Annotated in this window: 16 protein-coding genes; 5 read left to right on the plus strand and 11 right to left on the minus strand. The window is 68.0% G+C overall.

The window, feature by feature from the left end; all coding sequences use genetic code 11:
• The first annotated feature begins 6 nt into the window (after positions 1–6).
• Complete coding sequence (locus ACP96_RS10630) at positions 7–273, plus strand: GIY-YIG nuclease family protein (RefSeq protein ID WP_050025952.1); 267 nt, start codon at positions 7–9, stop codon at positions 271–273.
• Positions 274–296: 23 nt separating this feature from the next.
• Here the strand turns inward: ACP96_RS10630 and hisG are convergent, their stop codons facing one another.
• Positions 297–1,187: an ATP phosphoribosyltransferase gene (gene hisG / locus ACP96_RS10635; RefSeq protein ID WP_050033293.1), complete on the minus strand. Its 891-nt coding sequence runs from the start codon at positions 1,185–1,187 to the stop codon at positions 297–299.
• Between the two features lie 418 nt (positions 1,188–1,605).
• On the minus strand, positions 1,606–2,013 hold the full coding sequence (locus tag ACP96_RS10640; RefSeq protein ID WP_050033294.1) for a hypothetical protein: 408 nt from the start codon (positions 2,011–2,013) through the stop codon (positions 1,606–1,608).
• A gap of 122 nt (positions 2,014–2,135) precedes the next feature.
• On the opposite strand from ACP96_RS10640, the gene uvrB reads away from it, so the two are divergent.
• From uvrB to ACP96_RS10655, 3 genes are all read left to right on the plus strand, one after another.
• Complete coding sequence (gene uvrB, locus ACP96_RS10645; RefSeq protein ID WP_050033295.1) at positions 2,136–4,190, plus strand: excinuclease ABC subunit UvrB; 2,055 nt, start codon at positions 2,136–2,138, stop codon at positions 4,188–4,190.
• A 115-nt stretch (positions 4,191–4,305) separates the two neighbouring features.
• Positions 4,306–4,836 carry a hypothetical protein gene (locus ACP96_RS10650; RefSeq protein ID WP_050033296.1) on the plus strand — a complete coding sequence of 177 codons (531 nt, stop codon included), beginning with the start codon at positions 4,306–4,308 and terminating at the stop codon, positions 4,834–4,836.
• A 77-nt stretch (positions 4,837–4,913) separates the two neighbouring features.
• Entirely contained in the window at positions 4,914–5,504 is a 591-nt protein-coding gene (locus tag ACP96_RS10655) for a hypothetical protein (RefSeq protein ID WP_050033297.1), read from the plus strand.
• 53 nt (positions 5,505–5,557) lie between these two features.
• Here ACP96_RS10655 and ACP96_RS10660 read toward each other — a convergent pair whose 3' ends face one another.
• On the minus strand, positions 5,558–6,787 hold the full coding sequence (locus tag ACP96_RS10660) for an SPFH domain-containing protein (protein WP_050033298.1): 1,230 nt from the start codon (positions 6,785–6,787) through the stop codon (positions 5,558–5,560).
• A 165-nt stretch (positions 6,788–6,952) separates the two neighbouring features.
• Here ACP96_RS10660 and ACP96_RS10665 point away from each other — a divergent pair, with 165 nt between their 5' ends.
• On the plus strand, positions 6,953–8,257 hold the full coding sequence (locus tag ACP96_RS10665) for an O-acetylhomoserine aminocarboxypropyltransferase/cysteine synthase family protein (RefSeq protein WP_050033299.1): 1,305 nt from the start codon (positions 6,953–6,955) through the stop codon (positions 8,255–8,257).
• A 27-nt stretch (positions 8,258–8,284) separates the two neighbouring features.
• On the opposite strand, the gene ACP96_RS10670 is transcribed toward ACP96_RS10665, so the two are convergent.
• The 8 genes from ACP96_RS10670 to ACP96_RS10705 all read right to left on the minus strand — a co-directional run bounded on the left by ACP96_RS10670 (position 8,285) and on the right by ACP96_RS10705 (position 16,316).
• The gene (locus ACP96_RS10670; RefSeq protein ID WP_200895673.1) at positions 8,285–8,695 is read right to left on the minus strand and encodes a PIN domain-containing protein; all 411 of its coding nucleotides are present in this window, start codon (positions 8,693–8,695) and stop codon (positions 8,285–8,287) included.
• Positions 8,692–8,946, minus strand: a complete 255-nt coding sequence (locus tag ACP96_RS10675; protein ID WP_050024415.1) for a DUF7557 family protein — start codon at positions 8,944–8,946, stop codon at positions 8,692–8,694. Before ACP96_RS10675 ends, ACP96_RS10670 begins: the two co-directional genes overlap by 4 nt.
• 105 nt (positions 8,947–9,051) lie before the next feature.
• Complete coding sequence (locus ACP96_RS10680; RefSeq protein WP_050024416.1) at positions 9,052–9,882, minus strand: ABC transporter permease; 831 nt, start codon at positions 9,880–9,882, stop codon at positions 9,052–9,054.
• On the minus strand, positions 9,879–10,844 hold the full coding sequence (locus ACP96_RS10685; protein WP_050033300.1) for an ABC transporter ATP-binding protein: 966 nt from the start codon (positions 10,842–10,844) through the stop codon (positions 9,879–9,881). Before ACP96_RS10685 ends, ACP96_RS10680 begins: the two co-directional genes overlap by 4 nt.
• 43 nt (positions 10,845–10,887) lie before the next feature.
• On the minus strand, positions 10,888–13,032 hold the full coding sequence (gene ligA / locus ACP96_RS10690; RefSeq protein WP_050033301.1) for an NAD-dependent DNA ligase LigA: 2,145 nt from the start codon (positions 13,030–13,032) through the stop codon (positions 10,888–10,890).
• 106 nt (positions 13,033–13,138) lie between these two features.
• Positions 13,139–13,468, minus strand: coding sequence for a DUF7344 domain-containing protein (locus ACP96_RS10695; protein WP_202593939.1), 330 nt, complete (start codon positions 13,466–13,468; stop codon positions 13,139–13,141).
• Between the two features lie 132 nt (positions 13,469–13,600).
• A complete protein-coding gene (locus tag ACP96_RS10700; RefSeq protein WP_050024417.1) occupies positions 13,601–14,881 on the minus strand; it encodes an RNA-guided endonuclease InsQ/TnpB family protein in 1,281 nt (426 codons plus the stop codon).
• Between the two features lie 259 nt (positions 14,882–15,140).
• Positions 15,141–16,316, minus strand: a complete 1,176-nt coding sequence (locus ACP96_RS10705) for a metal-dependent hydrolase family protein (RefSeq protein ID WP_202593940.1) — start codon at positions 16,314–16,316, stop codon at positions 15,141–15,143.
• Positions 16,317–16,379: the final 63 nt, after the last annotated feature.

Genomic DNA, 16,379 nt, shown 5'->3' on the forward strand with positions numbered 1-16,379 from the left:
GGTGGCGTGCCGACGCCGAACCAGAACTCGCCTCACCACGTCTACGTCATCGAATGCGCGGACGGGACGTTTTATACCGGGTACACCACCGACGTCGAGCGGCGCGTCGCCGAGCACGACGCCGGCGAGGGCGCCAAGTACACCCGCGGGCGGACCCCCGTGACCCTGCGCCACGTCGAGTCGTTCGACTCGAAGTCGGCGGCGATGTCCAGAGAGCACGCGATCAAGTCGCTCACGCGGGCCGAGAAAGAGGAGCTTATCGGCGACGCGTAGCGCTCTCTCGCTTTCTCCCGGGGTTACTCGACCAGCCGCTCGATCTCCGTAACGAGGATACCGGTCGCGCCGACCGACTTCAGCTCCGAGATCGTCGCGAACACGTCTCGCTCGTCGACGACGGCATGGACCGCGACCATCCCGTTCCCGTTCTCGTCGGCCTCGACGTTCATGACGGTCGGCCCGCCGAGTCCGGGGATCACGTCTTTTACCTCGTCGAGCCGCTCTTCCGGGGCGTTCATCATCAGGTACCGGCGCCCGTCGGCTGCGAGCACGGACTCGAAGGCGGTCAGCACCTGTTTGACCTTCGGGTTGTCGACGACATCCGGGCGAGCGAACAGCCGCACCGAGGAGTCGAGCACGTCGTCGATCACGGCGAGGCGGTTCACCTTCAGCGTCGTCCCCGTGGAGGTGATGTCGACGATGGCGTCGGCCATGTCGACGTGGGGGGTCAGCTCCGTCGCGCCCGTCACGGTGACCACGTCGGCGTCGACGCCGACGCGATCGAGGTAGTCGCGGGTGATCGCCGGGAACTCGGTGGCGACCGTGCCGCCGTCGAGGTCCGCGACGACCGAGATGTCGCCGTCTTCCGGCGCCGCGAGGACGAGCTTGCAGGAGCCGTACCCCAGATCGAGCAGGTCGACGAGGTCGTCGTCGACCGCCTCGCTCGCGGAGTCGGCGACGCCGCCGGACTCCGCGGCCTGATCGAGGCCCGTGATCCCCACGTCCGCCGCGCCGTCGCGGACGTACTCGGGGATGTCGGCCGCCCGGGCGAAGAGGATCGACACGTCGGGGTCGACGGTGTCGGCGTACAGCTGGCGGTCGGCGGTCTCCTCGACGTGGAGCCCCGCGCGCTCCAGAAGCGAGAGCGTCGGATCGTGTAGGCGGCCCTTGTTGGGGACGGCGATGCGCATACGGAGAGCGTCGCGGGGAGGCGGGGAAACGTTTTCGTCCGGGGAGCGGTGGCGAGCGGCGACGTGAGATAGGTGAGAAACGGTCGTGCGGTGGCGCGCGCCGCCGAGCGCCCGCAGGGCGCGAGGTGCACGCGCGAGGGACGCGGCGAGCGAGGTTGGCGACCGAAGGGGGCCCCGAGCGAGCCGCGAGGCTGGGGAGGCGTGAGGCTGCGGTGCGGTCGTAGTCGGGTGGGACTCAAAGGGGCAGCCGCGAGGCAGGCACAGGCGACGGAAGCACCGCAAGGAGCGAGTGAAACGAGCGACTGAGGAGCGCAACAAGCGTGTGCCTGCCTCGCGGCTGGGGCTTTGTAGGCGTTCACCGCAGAGTCATCGGTCACGTGTCACCGAGCGACCAGGTTTTTGCAGGACCCGCCTTTTCCTAACGACCGACAGACGTACCCGCAACCGCGTCAAACCGCCTTCTCACCACCCAGTACGCGACGGGGAGACAGCAGGCGAACGCGATCGGCCAGACGGTCAGCTGTGAGATCGGATCGGGCGGCGAGACGAGGTTCCCGGCGACCAGTCCGCCGAGGCCGGCGGCGACGACGGTGGCGGTGGCTCGCTCCCACCGGGACGGCGGATACTCGCGAGGGCGTCCGCGACACCACCAGAGGAGGTAATAGAAGAGTACAATACCCGAAAGTGGCGCGAGAACGCCCCAAAAAGCCGGATAGTCGCTCCCACGAGCGCGCGCGTCGAAGTTGACCCAGATGCCGGTCGCGAGCCAGACGAACAGCACGAGGGCCGCGCCGAACGCGGCGAGGGGTGTGAGCTGGAGGGACACGATTGCAGTTCCGTCCGATCGCTAATCGGTCTTCCCCTCGATGGACCGCTCTGCGTGGGAACTCCGACGCCGACCCCCGTAGCCGCGCCGCTCAAGTGTCTCGCCGCCCAACCACGCGTATCGTGAGCGACGCCGACTCCCCCCTCTCCGAGGACCGCCCGACCGTCGACCGCCCCCTCCGCGTCGACGCCCCGTTCGAGCCCGCGGGCGACCAGCCGGAGGCGATCGAGGGGCTCGTCGAGGGGTTCGAGTCGGGCGCCGACAAACAGACCCTCCTCGGCGTGACGGGATCCGGGAAGACCAACACCGTCTCGTGGGTCGCCGAGGAGCTCGACCAGCCGACGCTCGTGTTAGCCCACAACAAGACGCTCGCGGCCCAGCTCTACGAGGAGTTCCGCGAGCTGTTCCCGGACAACGCCGTCGAGTACTTCGTCTCCTACTACGACTACTACCAGCCGGAGGCGTACGTCGAGCAGACGGACACGTTCATCGACAAGGAGATGTCGATCAACGAGGAGATCGACCGCCTGCGCCACTCCGCGACGCGTTCCCTCCTCACCCGCGACGACGTGATCGTGGTCGCGAGCGTCTCCGCCATCTACGGGCTCGGCGACCCGCAGAACTACCGCGACATGGCGCTCCGCTTGGAGGTCGGCGAGGAGGTGGGCCGCGAGGAGCTACTCGCCCGGCTCGTCGACCTGAACTACGAGCGCAACGACGTGGACTTCACGCAGGGCACCTTCCGCGTCCGGGGCGACACCGTCGAGATCTACCCGATGTACGGGCGGTACGCGGTCCGGGTGGAGCTGTGGGGCAAGGAGATCGACCGGATGATCAAGGTGGACCCGATGCACGGCGAGGTCGTCTCGGAGGAGCCGGCCGTGATGCTCCACCCCGCCGAGCACTACTCGATCCCGGACGACCAGCTGGAGCAGGCGACCGCGGAGATCGAGGATCTGATGGAGAAACGCGTCAGCTACTTCGAGCGGCAGGGCGATCTGGTGGCGGCCCAGCGCATCGAGGAGCGCACCACCTTCGACCTGGAGATGCTCCGGGAGGCGGGCTACTGCTCGGGGATCGAGAACTACTCGGTCCACATGGACGACCGCGAGTCGGGCGACGCCCCGTACACCCTCATCGACTACTTCCCCGACGACTTCCTCACCGTGATCGACGAGTCCCACCAGACGATCCCCCAGATAAAGGGCCAGTACGAGGGCGACAAGTCGCGGAAGGACTCGCTGGTCGAGAACGGGTTCCGGCTCCCCACGGCGTACGACAACCGCCCGCTCACCTTCGAGGAATTCGAGGAGAAGACGGACCGCACCCTCTACGTCTCGGCGACCCCCGGAGACTACGAGCGCGAGACCTCCGACCGGATCGTCGAGCAGATCGTTCGCCCGACCCACCTCGTCGACCCGAAGGTGGAAATCGCGGAGGCGACGGGGCAGGTCGAGGACCTCTTAGAGCGGGTCGACGACCGGATCGAGCGCGACGAGCGCGTCCTCGTCACCACGCTCACCAAGCGGATGGCCGAGGACCTCACGGAGTACTTCGAGGAGGCCGGGATCGACGTCGCGTACATGCACGACGAGACGGACACCTTGGAGCGCCACGAGATTATCCGCGACCTCCGCTTGGGCAACATCGACGTGCTCGTCGGGATCAACCTGCTCCGCGAGGGGCTCGACATCCCGGAGGTGAGCCTCGTCGCCATCCTCGACGCCGACCAAGAAGGGTTCCTCCGCTCCACGACGACACTCGTCCAGACGATGGGGCGCGCCGCCCGCAACGTCAACGGCGAGGTCGTTCTCTACGCCGACCGAACCACCGACTCGATGGAGGAAGCCATCGAAGAGACCCAGCGCCGCCGCGAGATCCAACTGGAGTACAACACCGAACACGGCTACGAGGCGACCACCATCGACAAGCCGGTCAGCGAGACGAACCTCCCGGGGTCGAAGACGGACACCTCGAGCGTGAGCGTGGGTGACGTCGAGAGCGAAGACGAGGCGAAAGCGCAGATCGAGGCGCTCGAAGACCGGATGGACGAGGCCGCGAGCAACCTGGAGTTCGAACTGGCGGCCGACATCCGCGACCGGATCGCGGAGCTGCGGCGCGCGTTCGACCTCAACGGCGGCGACGACGGCGTGCCGGCGCCGGCGATAGACGAGTAGCGGTCGCGGTCGGCGCGCGTCGCCTCCCGGCGCCGTCGTTCGCGCCGCCGCTCCGATTCTCAGCCGCGTCACCGTGGCGACGGGGTTTTTACCTCGCTGGGTCGCAGTCGGGCACATGTACCGTCGCGCGGCCGTCGCCGGCGCGCTTGCCGTCGCCACCGCCGGGTGCGTCGACCGCCTCCACGACGTCGCCGCCTCGACCCCCCGCGACCTCGGCGTGCGGAGCCGGTACGTCGACGGCAACCCGATGGTCGACAGCCGCAGCGTCCTCGCGCGCCCCGAGGAACTGCTGACGCACGCGGCCTCCTTCCGATCCGCCGCCGCGGCCCGCGGCGCGCTCAAGCCCGACGCGACCGAATCGCGAGCGTTCGTCGAGCGCACCGACTTCGTCGACGACGGCGGCGACGCGATCCTCGTGATCGCACAGCGGCTCACCGTGCCCGAGGTTCGCCTCCGGCTCGGCGGGATCAGCCGCACGGGCGACCACTCGCTCCGGATCGCGGTCGACCAGAGCGGCGTCCGCGGCGAGGTCGAGGCCGACGAGCCGGTCGTCAAGACGCTCCTGATGCGGCTCACCGACGAGCGCGGGCCGCCGGAGCGCGTGATCGTCTCCATCGGCGGCGAGCGCGCCGGCATCACGGTGTGAGCGCGGCCGAGGTTCGATCCCCGCTACCCCGGCCCGGTCCCGCGATCGTTTTGTGCTCGGGCTGCATCCGATCGACCATGTCACTCCGCAGTCGACTCCTCGGGTCGGCCCTCCTCGTGGTCGGCGTCGCCGCGATCGGGCTAGCCGGAACGGTCGCACCCGGCTTCGTCCCCTCGCCGTCGTCGCCCGACGGAATCGCGTTCGTCACCCCTTCCCCCGTCTCTCTCCTCGCCGCTCCCGCGCTCCTCGCGGCCGGCTCGGTCCTGCTCGTCGGCGGCGCGGCCGCCGCGGGCGGCACCGACCGCTCCGCGCGCGCCGCGCTGGTCGCGCCTGCGCTCGGCGCGGCCGCCGCGGTCGCGTTCGGCGTCGGTCTCGCCCTGGCGCCCGCATCGGTCCCCGAGACGGCAACGAATCCGGCGGCGCACGCGGCCCTCATCGGCTCGGGCAGCGGGATCGCCGCCGGCGCCGTCGTCGGCGGCGCCGTGGCGCCGGTGGTTCAGGCGACGGTCGCGGAGGACACCCCCGCCCTGCTTGCGGGATCGACTCTGCTACTCGCGGCGCTCGCAGCGGGGGCGTCCGACCCGGTTTCGCTGATCACCGGCGGAGTCGGCGGCGCGGTCGCCGTCGGCCTCCTCTGGACGGTCGACCCCGATCGCTGGCGGCCCTGACTCGGCTCCGTTCTGGCGTCTCTCGTCGATCGAAAGCGGCGCAACCGCTTCGATCAGTCGCTCGGGCGCTCGCTTTCGGTCTCCAGTTCGATGTCGCGGTCGGCCTCGCGGGTTTCCTCCTCCTGGCGGGCGAGGTCGACGTCGCGGGCCGTGTCTGCGTCGCGCGTCTCGTCGGTTCGGAGATCGCTGTCGGCCACCGTGTCGAGCTGTTCGAGCGCGCTCTCGATGTCTTCCAAGCCGAGCATCTTCTCCGTCTCCTCGTCGAACTCCTTGCTCTCTAACCCCTCCATCTCCTGCACGTCGGAGCCGGAGAGCGCCTTGCCGTAGCGACCGACGAGGCTGGTGAGCTCCTGCGGGAGGACGAAGGTGGTAGACTCGCCCTTGCCGATCTCTTCTAAGGTCTCCATGCCGCGCTCGATGATGGCGCGTTCGCCCATCGACTCGGCGGAGCGGGCACGGAGGACGGTCGAAATCGCGTCCCCCTGCGCTTCGAGGATCTGCGACTGCTTTTCCCCCTGCGCGCGGATGATGTTCGACTGCTTGTCACCCTCGGCCTGCTCGACCGCGGAGCGGCGTTCCCCCTGCGCTTCGAGGATCATCGCGCGCCGGCGGCGCTCGGCGCCGGTCTGTTGTTCCATCGCGCGCTGGACCTCCTGTGAGGGGCTCACCTCGCGGACCTCGACCGCCTCGACGCGGATCCCCCACTCGTCGGTCGGCTCGTCCAACTCCTCGTTGATGCGGTCGTTGATCTGGTCGCGCCGGGAGAGCGTGTCGTCGAGTTCCATGTCGCCGAGGACGGCGCGGAGGGTGGTCTGTGCGAGGTTCGAGACGGCGTTTTTGTAGTCGTCGACCTCTAAAAAGGCCTTTTTCGCGTCCATCACCTTGATGTAGACGACCGCGTCCGCGGTCACCGGCGAGTTGTCCCGCGTGATCGCCGACTGGCTCGGCACGTCGATCGTCTGGGTCCGCATGTCGAACGCGTACGTGCGGGAGACGAACGGCGGGATGAGGTGAACGCCCGGTTCGAGCAGTTTGCGAAATTCGCCGAACACGGTGAGCGCCTCCTTGTCGTAGGCGTCGACGATCTCGACGGCGCTGACGACCGTGACCGCCGCCACCAACACCGCGAGCGCGCCGACCCCGAAGACGAGGCTCTGGCTGAGGAGGGCGAAGCCGACGAGGAGCGCGCCCGCGAGGGCGACGTACCGCCAGACAGCGTCCGGGATCGACCCCGTCGCCTCCCCGATTTCGAGGGCGTCGTCGCGCGGACCTTGAGTTCCCATAGCCGATATTACGGGCCGACGCTGTTAACGGTTGGCACGAGAAGGGTCGTTCGGCTCGAAATTGCCGGGGTTCGCGGATGTCCGACTCCGAGATCCTCTCCGAGGTACCGGAAACGCCCGCAAGGTCCGGGCGGCTTTAAGCGCTCGGCGCGCGGACGCAGGGATATGCCAACCGACGAGGACGACGTCGACCGCGAGTTCAGCACGCGAAGCGTTCACGCCGGGTCGGACCCGGACCCCGCGACCGGGGCCCGCGCGACGCCGATCTACCAGACGACCTCCTACGAGTTCGAGGACGCCGACCACGCCGCTCGGCTGTTCGCGCTGGAGGAGGCCGGCAACGTCTACTCGCGGATCATGAACCCGACGAACGCCGCCCTCGAAGAGCGGATCGCCTCGCTCGAAAACGGGGTGGGCGCGGTCGCCACCTCTTCCGGGATGGCGGCGCTCGATCTCGCGACGTTCATGCTCGCGTCCGCGGGCGACAACATTGTGTCGTCGTCCGCGCTGTACGGTGGGACCTACACCTATCTCACGCACTCGGTCGAGCGCCGGGGGATCTCGACGCGGTTCGTCGACCCGCTCGACTACGAGGGGTACGCCGACGCCATCGACGAGGACACCGCCTACGTCCACCTCGAGACCATCGGCAATCCCGCCCTCGTCACGCCCGACATCGAGCGGATCGCCGACATCGCCCACGAGCACGGCGTTCCCCTGTTCGTCGACAACACGTTCGCGACCCCCTACCTCTGCCGCCCGCTCGACCACGGCGCGGACCTCGTCTGGGAGTCGACGACGAAGTGGCTCACGGGCAACGGGACCACCGTCGGCGGGATCTTGGTCGACGGCGGCTCGTTCCCGTGGAGCGAGTACGCCGAGAAGTATCCCGAAATCGCACAGGACAACCCCGCGTACCACGGGATCAACTACGTCGAGGCGTTCGGCGACGCGGCGTTCACCTTCGCCGCGGTCACCCGCGGCCTGCGCGATCTGGGCGATCAGCAGTCGCCGTTCGACGCGTGGAACACCCTCCAGCAGACCGAGTCGCTCCCGCTGCGGATGGAGCGCCACTGCGAGAACGCCGGGATCGTCGCCGAGTACCTCGACGAGCACGACGACGTGGCGTGGGTGAACTACCCCGGCTTGGAGAGCCACGAGACCCACGAGGAGGCCAGCGAGTACCTCGAGGGCGGCTACGGCGGCATGATCACCTTCGGGCTCGAGGGCGGCTACGAGGCTGCGAAGGGAACGGTCGAGAACGCGGACCTCGCCTCCCTGCTCGCGAACGTCGGCGACGCGAAGACGCTCGTCATCCACCCGGCGTCGACGACCCACCAACAGCTCACCGAGGAGGAACAGGAGGCTGCGGGCGTCACCGGCGATATGGTGCGGCTCTCCGTCGGCATCGAGGACCCGGCCGACATCGTCGCCGACCTCGAAGCGGCGATCGAGCGCGCGTCGGCGTAGGCCGGCAGGGAGATCAGTCGGGGAACGTCACTCCGGTTCGTACACGGCGACATCGAGGACCGACCGCACCGTATCGCTGTCGAACGTCTTCTCGGCGGTCGCAAACGTCCCGCCGTGTTCGACCGCTGAGGCCGCGATGAGCGCGTCGAGCTGATCGACAGGGGAGCCCTCTTCAAGGAGGTCGTCTTGGAGCCGTCGCGCTTCGGTTGCGGTCCGCTCCGTGACATCGAGCACTCGCATCGACCCGGTCACTGCCTGCCGCATTGTTGCGGGCTCGACGTCAATGTAGCCGTAGGTCGCTCCCATCAACGCCTCGTACAACACGATCGACGAGACGGCCCACGGATCGCTTTCGTGTACCGTGAGAAACTCCCTCGCCGCGTCCGTCCCGTTTAGGTAATCGCTGAGAACGTTGTTGTCGAGGACCAGCACGCTCACGCGTCCCGCCCGTCGTGCGATTGATCACCCGTCTGTTCGACGGCCCGGTCCATCGACTCGCGCATCGAGTCCCGCAGGTCGGCCATGCCCTCGCGGCTCGCCTCGGGATCGCCGCTGGCGACGCCGAACCCCTCCCACTTATCCGTCGAAGCGAGTCGTAGGATGACGTCGTCGTAGCTTTCGTCGTCTCGCTTGTGGAGGTCGAGCCGCTCTTTCGCGTCCCGAGAGACACGGATGGAGGTGTCTCCCATTATGTATGCAAATACGTATGCATCAGTGATAAAGATGCGGTCGCGCGGGCTCGGAGCCGTGGGCGCGTCCGGTGCCCACGCGCGTCGTTCCGCTCAGAAACGGCCCTACAGGTCGTCGCTGTCGAACTTCCAGAGCCCGACCAGCGGCGGCGCGATCGTCCAGAACACGAGCATTGACACCGCCGAGATCTGCCGGTTGACGCTCTCGCCCGTGAACAGCTGTTCGCCGAGGAACGCGCTGGACAACAGTTCGACACCAGATATCGGGTTCGAGACCCGCAGGAACACGCGGACCTGCTGTTGGGAGACCGGAAGCGGGTCGATCAGCCCGCTCGCGGCGTCGAGAAGTTGCCCGGTGACGAAGCCCCATAGCACCACGAACAAGACGAAGATCGCGACCCCGCCGATAAGCGCGCGGCGCTGCGTCTCCGCGGCCGCCGAACAGCCGACCGCGATGGCGACGAAGACGACCCCGAGCACCGCCGCGAAAACGGTGTACCCGAGGAACGCGCCGACGTTGAACGTCGCGAGCGCCCCGGTCTGTGCGAGCCCGAACAGCACGAGCGCCGGCAGCAGGAAGCCGGTGAGGACCGCGAGCGCGAGCGCGGCGCCTCGCCCGATCACCTTTCCGAAGACCACGTCGGCCCGGGAGTGCGGCAGCGACAGGAGCAGCTTCAGCGAGCCCGACTCGCGCTCGCCGCTGACGGCGTTGTACCCGACGACGACGCCGACCAGCGGGACGAGCGTCGTCACGAGGAAGGGACCGACGGCGAAGCTCAAGAGGGCCTCGGTCGCGAACTGCTCGCCCTGGCCGGTCGGCCTGACGACGTACGCGAAGACCGCGACGAGCAGCGAGAACAGCGCCACGAGCGCCAACATCCCGCGGGAGCGCACCGCGTCCTGAAAGTCCTTCTCCGCGATCGCGGCGAGGGTCATCGGCTCACCTCCTCGGGCTCTTCACCGGCACCTTCGCCCGGCGCGTCGCCCTCGGTGTACGCCAAGAAGAGGTCTTCGAGCGACGCCTCGCGGGTGTGGAAGTCGGCGACGGCGACGCCGGCGTCCTCCAAGGCGCCGATGACCCGCGTCTTCGCGCCGTCGGCGCAGCTCACGACGAGGGCGTCGCCGTCGCGGTCGACGCGGCTCACGCCGTCAAGGTCGCGGACGGCGTCGACGGCCGCGTCGCTCGCACCGTCCGCGTCGCCGCCGGCGATCGCGATCTCCAGCGTCTCCTCGCCGCCGACTGCCTCGCGGAGCCCCTCGACGGAGTCCTCGGCGACGAGTTCGCCCTCGCGGAGGATGCCGACGCGGTCGCAGACGGCCTCGACTTGTTCGAGGATGTGCGAGGAGAAGAAGACGGTCGCGCCGCGGTCGGCCTCGGCCCGGACGATCTCGCGCATTTCCTTCGCCCCCGCCGGGTCCAGCCCGGAGGAGGGCTCGTCGAGGATGAGCAGGTCGGGGTCGCCCGCGAGCGCCATCGCGAGCGCGAGCCGCTGGCGCATCCCCTTCGAGTAGCCGCCGGCCTTGCGGTCGGCGTCGTCGAGGATCCCCACGCGGTCGAGGAGGGCGTCGGGGTCGTCGTCCGCCTCCTTCGATCGAACCGCGAATTCGACGTGTTTCCGTCCCGAGAGCCGGTCGTACACCGCGAACCCGTCGGGGAGCACGCCGGTCCGCCGGCGGATCGCGACGCCGTCGGCCGTGGCGTCCTGTCCGAGCACGCGCACCGTCCCCTCGGTCGGCCGGACGAGGTCGAGCACCATGTCGATGGTCGTCGACTTGCCGGCGCCGTTCGGGCCGAGGAAGCCGTACACCTCTCCCTCTTCGACGGTGAGATCGAGGCCGCGAACGGCCGTGACGTCGGCGAACTCCTTGGTCACGCCCCGCAGTTCGATGGCGGTCATACCGCCTCGTTGCCGCGTCGCGGGATAAAGGGTTGTGGGTTCGCTACTCCTCGGGCGGCCACGCGACCCCGCGCTCGGCGAGCAGATCGGCGAATCCCTCCTCGTCGACGACGGGCACGTCCTCCGCGTCAGCGTCGTCGCGCTTCGACCGTCCCGGGCTCTCACCGGCGACGAGGTAGTCGGTGTTCCCCGAGACGCTCGACGTGGCGTCGGCGCCGTGGGCCTCCACGTGCGCCTGCGCCTCGCTCCGGGTCGTCGACAGCGACCCGGTGAACACGAACGTCAGCCCGTCGAGCGCGTCGCCGGTCTCGACGTCGACCGACTCGGGATCGACCCCGCGCTCGCGAAGCCCCTCAATCGCCGCCCGGTTCTCGTCGGCGTCGAGGAACGTCCGGATCGATTCGGCCACCTCGGGGCCCACGTCGTCGACGGCGCGGAGCGCCGCCTCGTCGGAGCCGAGGATCGCGTCGAGATCCCCGAAGTGAGTCGCCAGCGCCCGGGCCGTCGTCGCGCCTACGTCCGGGATCCCGAGCCCGGCGAGGAAGTCGTCGAGCGGCGGCTCCTTCGTGGCCTCCAGCTCCCTGATCAGGTTCGCGGCGCTCGTCTCTCCCCACCCTTCCAGCGCGGCGAGGTCGTCGACCGTGAGGTCGTAGAGGTCCGGCAGCGACTCGACGAGGCCCGCCTCGCGGAGCTGTTCGACGCGCTCGGGACCCAGCCCCTCGACGTCGAGCGCGTCTCGGCGCGCCCAGTGTTCGATCGCCCGTTTCAGCTGCGCCGGACAGCCCAGCCCGCCGGTACAGAACGCGAGCGGGCCGTCGCGCTCGACCGGCGCGTCGCAGATCGGGCAGGTCTCGGGGAAGGCGTAGGTCCCCTCGGAGCGCTTCTCGACCACCTCGGGGACATAGGGAATCACGTCGCCGGCGCGGTAGACCCGCACGCGGTCGCCGACGTTCACCCCGAGCGCCTCGATCTCGGCGGGGTTGTGCAGGGTCGCCCGCGAGACGGTGACGCCGCCCACGTCGACCGGATCGAGTTCGGCGACGGGGGTGAGCCGGCCCGTCCGGCCCACCTGCACCGTGACGCCCTCCACCGTCGTCGTCGCGGTGCGGGGCGGGAACTTGTACGCGAACGCCCAGCGCGGCGCCCGCGCGGTCGACCCGAGCGCCTCGCGGTGCGCGCGGTCGTCCACGGAGATGACGACCCCGTCGATCGCGAAGTTCAGGTCCTCGCGCTCGGCCATAAGCCGGTCGCGGTAGTCGAGCGCGCCCTCGATGTCGTCGACGCGCTCGACCCGGTCGGTCCGCCGGAGCCCGAACGCGTCGAAGGCGTCGAACTCCGCCCAGTGGGTGTCGGGGCGCTCTACAGGTGAGCCCTCGCCGTCGTTTTCCCACCCCAACACGTCGAAGAAGAAGACCTCGAGGGGGCGCTCGGCGACGATCGAGGGGTCCAGTTGGCGGAGGGTGCCGGCGGCGGCGTTGCGGGGGTTCGCGAACGGCTCCTCGCCGCGCTCCATCAGCTCCTCGTTGTACGCCTCGAAGGCGTCGCGGGGCATGTACGCCTCCCCGCGGACCGCGAGCCGGGCGGGCGGGTCGCCGCGCAGTTTCCCGGGGACGGATCCGATCGTCCGGACCTGCTCGGTCACGTCGTCGCCCTCGACCCCGTCGCCGCGGGTGGCGGCCCGGGCGTACTCGCCGTCCTCGTAGACCACCTCGACGGAGAGCCCGTCGAACTTCGGCTCGCAGACGTACTCGACCGCGTCCGGGTCGAACCCCTCGGCGTCGAGCCCCCGCCGGACGCGCTCGTCGAACTCGCGGACCGCCTCGGCCTCGGTCGCGTTGTCGATCGAGCGCATCGGCGCGACGTGCTGGATCGTCTCTAGTTCGTCAAGGGGGGTGCCGCCGACCCGGCGGGTCGGCGAGTTCTCGGTCGACAGGTCGAACGCGTCCTCCAGCTCCTCCAGCCGGGCGAACAGCCGGTCGTACCTCTCGTCGGCGATCAGGGGGTCGGCCTCGACGTAGTACCGGTAGTCGTGCTCGCGGACCGCCGCCCGGAGCAGCGACGCCTGCTCGGCGGCCTCGTCCGCGGAGAGCGCCGCGACCGGCTCGAAGTCGGTCGGCGGCGACTCCACGTAGGGGTTCTCGTCCGGGTCCGCGTGCCGGGGCGACGACCCGGAGTGCGCGCTCGTCATCGCCCGATCCTTGCGTCGGCTCGGGTTAAAAGCGACCGTTCGGGGGCGGCTCGTGTTCGGATTCGGTTCCGAGCCGCGTTGCGACGCTTTCAACGTGGCCGTCGGCTCACAACCAGTCGGCGGAGAGTTCGTCTTCGTGGTCGTCTAGCAGTTCGAGTAACGGCCTGATCTCGTCGAATTTCGGTCCTTTCGTCACCTTGTGTGAGTCCTTGTCCCAGTCGATAAACCCGTGGTTGGCCAGCTTCGGCAGGTGAATGTGATGCATCGACACCAAGCGTTCGACGGCGTCGGATTCGCTTTCCGAGTCGACGAGAACGGCCAGTACGTCGTCCTGCGGGTTGTGCTCCAGTAACGCAACCAACATTCTCCGTCGTTGAACGTTGGCTAGCGAGTTCATCATCGCGTCAAATGAGGTCCTCAGCCCAGCTGTCTTCACACCCCAATATCGGCCTGCACGCGGATAACACGCCAACAAGTTCATACCAGCTAGACGTTTGATTGACATCCTCCCCGCGCTGAAGCGCGAGGATTCCCACGGCACCGTGCCGCTTGGTTGGGATATTGTGGTTTACGACGTGACCCGTTCTTGAGGCGCGAATGCGCCAGTTTCCTTGTCAAACAGGAACGTCGATGGCTGTGCCAACCAGCCGTTACTCCTATCACCGCTATCCGTGACGAGACTCGGAGATACTTTCTGTCGAATGTTCTCTGCACCGTTCACATCAGCGTTCGCTACCGTCCCGCAGTCGTCGCACACGTACAATCCGCGTTCGACGCGGTTTGCCTTTCGCGTGCGACCACAGCACGAACACGAGTTCGACGTATCGCGTTCGGACACCTGCTCAACTGCGATGTCTTCCATCTCGGCTTTGTATTCGAGCAGCTCGGTGAATCGGTCGAACGCCCACGAGTGCAAGTCGAGGTTGCCGTGTTTTCCCCAGTTTTTCGACTCATCGGTCTCCTCGTCCTCGCGGATACCGGAGAGGTTGCCAACCACGATGGTTCCAACGCCCTCATCAACACATCGCTGAACGATGTGCTTGGAGAGCGTATGGAAATAGTGAGTGCGGCGAGCAGACTTCTTCTGGTTCAGCCGCGTGGCCTGCTCGGAGTTCGAGTCGTCACACTGAGCGATCCGCTTGCTGAAGTAGTAGTCGTCCTGTTTCAGACAGTTCAGAGGATACAGCTCGGCGTGGCCGTCCTCGTAGGCGAGCGCGGCGAAGTTGTTGATACCGAGATCAACACCCACAGTCTTCTCACCGGGAGATTCGGCCACCTCGCTCTCGACTTTGCACACGAAGTGTAGCTCCCACTCCTCATCCGTCCAAACTGCCCGCACTTGCTGGACGTTCTCCACGGCAGAGAGGTCAACGTCGGGCCGTGTTTGGAATTTGCAGAGGATGAAATCCGACCAATACTCTTTGAGATTCGATCCCTGCGAGAGTCGGACGCGGTCGTGCTGGGTGTCGAGCTTGAACCCAGCGGCTTTGAACGTCACCGTCGAACGCGGGTGTTCGTCACCGTGTTTACGGTAGCCGGGCGGGTTCGCTCTCGCATCTCCGTTTTGTCGTTTGCCGTACCAACCGTTGAACGCCTCAGCGAGTTCTTGAAGGACTCGCTGACTTGACTGAGAATGGAGGTCATCATAGCGTTCGTGATTTTTGAGGTACGTGGTGAGTTCGTTGTGGTTGGGAATGTAATCGATTTCATCCCAGATCCGGCTGCATGTCCACCGTCCGACGTTCCAGAGTTTCGAGGCTGCGAACCCGAGGGCGTCAAGGTCGTCTGACACCCGTGACTGATTCCGAATGGACGCAGTGTAGGTGCGAGTAACGACCTTTTTCGCCATACGTAACCTATGTAGATAAACTTACTTGAAGACTTGGATTGGAGCAGCGTGGAATATCCAGCCGTGCCATCGAACGGTGGACTGTGGAGGTAGTGTCGGATTCATCCCCGCGCTAAAGCGCGAGGCTTTCTCCTCAATACTGCGTAACTGAGTGACAGGTCCGATCAAACGCGTCCCCGTTCGCTCGACACGCGTCCCGTACCGGCCACACCGACCGGACTGCACCAGTTTCCGAGGGGTTCGACGGAGCCGGAAGCGCTTATTCCGTCCGCTCGCCCGCGGCGAACACCGCCTCCGGATCCTGCCACGCGGTCACGTCCTCTGTGGGGTCGGCATCGAGGACGACGAGGTCGGCGCGGTACCCCTCCTCGATCCGGCCCACGTCGTCGAGCCCGAGCAGGTCGGCGGCGTTGACGGTGGCCGCCTCCAGCGCGCCCTCGGGCGAGAGCCCGTGGTCGACCATGTACGCCAGCTCTCGCGGGATGTCCGCGAAGAAGTTGAAGGGGGTGCCGGCGTCGGTGCCCATCGCGATCGACACGTCGGCCTCGAGGGCGTGGTCCCACGCGTCGTCGAAGCGGTCGGCGGCGTCCTCGGCCTTCTCGACGGCGTCCTCGGGAATCCCAGCCTCGACGCCGTGGTCGACGATTCCCCGGAGCGCGCTCGCGGTCGGCACCCAGTAGGTGCCCCGATCGGCCATCATCTCGGCGGCCTCGCGGTCCATGAAGGTGCCGTGCTCGATACTCGTTATCCCGGCCTCGACCGCGTTCTTGATCCCCTGCTCGCCGTGAGCGTGAGCCGCGGTCGGGGTGTCGGTCGGCGCGGCGGCGTCGGTGAACGCCTCGAGTTCCTCCGGGGTCAGCTCCGGGGCGCCGGTCACCGCGCCCTCGGTGAGGACGCCGCCGGTCGCCATGCACTTGAGCACGTCCGCGCCCGCCTTCAGCTGCTCGCGGGCCGCCTTCCGGACCTCGCTTGGCCCGTCGGCCTCGCGCCCGAACCAGTTGCCGTGACCGCCGGTCATGATCACGTTGCGGCCGCACGCGAGGACCCGGGGACCGTCGATCTCGCCGTCGGCGACCGCCTCGCCCGCGTCGAGCGCGAGCGTCCCGCGGCTCCCCAGATCGCGGACCGTCGTGACCCCTGCTTCGAGGGCGGCTCGGAGGTTGCCGGCCGCCCGGTAGCTCGCAGTGTAGTCGCTGTCGGAGACCGCGGTGGCCACGTCGGGTCGCCCATCCATCATGACGTGGACGTGCGCGTCGATCAGCCCCGGCGCGACCACCGAGCCGCTGGCGTCGGTCTCGACGTCGACCGCCTCTCCACCGCCGATCTCGGCGACCGCGTTCGGGCCGACCGCGACGATCTCGCCGTCCGCGATCACGACATCGGCCTCGCGGGTCCCGTCGACGTCCGCCACTCGTCCGCCTCGGATCACGTGCATGTCCCCATGAGAGAGTGTTCGAGTCGTAAACGCTCGGGTCGCGGTAGTCCGTCACAGGGGGAT

Source organism: Halorubrum halophilum (genome assembly GCF_000739595.1).
Taxonomy (GTDB): Archaea; Halobacteriota; Halobacteria; order Halobacteriales; family Haloferacaceae; genus Halorubrum; species Halorubrum halophilum.

Bases quoted from the DNA above. Each gene is read 5' to 3' on its own strand.
- hisG (WP_050033293.1), bottom strand. From the start codon at position 1,187: ATGCGCATCGCCGTCCCCAACAAGGGCCGCCTACACGATCCGACGCTC.
- ACP96_RS10650 (WP_050033296.1), top strand. From the start codon at position 4,306: ATGTACCGTCGCGCGGCCGTCGCCGGCGCGCTTGCCGTCGCCACCGCC.
- ACP96_RS10655 (WP_050033297.1), top strand. From the start codon at position 4,914: ATGTCACTCCGCAGTCGACTCCTCGGGTCGGCCCTCCTCGTGGTCGGC.
- ACP96_RS10660 (WP_050033298.1), bottom strand. From the start codon at position 6,787: ATGGGAACTCAAGGTCCGCGCGACGACGCCCTCGAAATCGGGGAGGCG.
- ACP96_RS10665 (WP_050033299.1), top strand. From the start codon at position 6,953: ATGCCAACCGACGAGGACGACGTCGACCGCGAGTTCAGCACGCGAAGC.
- ACP96_RS10675 (WP_050024415.1), bottom strand. From the start codon at position 8,946: ATGGGAGACACCTCCATCCGTGTCTCTCGGGACGCGAAAGAGCGGCTC.
- ACP96_RS10680 (WP_050024416.1), bottom strand. From the start codon at position 9,882: ATGACCCTCGCCGCGATCGCGGAGAAGGACTTTCAGGACGCGGTGCGC.
- ACP96_RS10685 (WP_050033300.1), bottom strand. From the start codon at position 10,844: ATGACCGCCATCGAACTGCGGGGCGTGACCAAGGAGTTCGCCGACGTC.
- ligA (WP_050033301.1), bottom strand. From the start codon at position 13,032: ATGACGAGCGCGCACTCCGGGTCGTCGCCCCGGCACGCGGACCCGGAC.
- ACP96_RS10700 (WP_050024417.1), bottom strand. From the start codon at position 14,881: ATGGCGAAAAAGGTCGTTACTCGCACCTACACTGCGTCCATTCGGAAT.
- ACP96_RS10705 (WP_202593940.1), bottom strand. From the start codon at position 16,316: ATGCACGTGATCCGAGGCGGACGAGTGGCGGACGTCGACGGGACCCGC.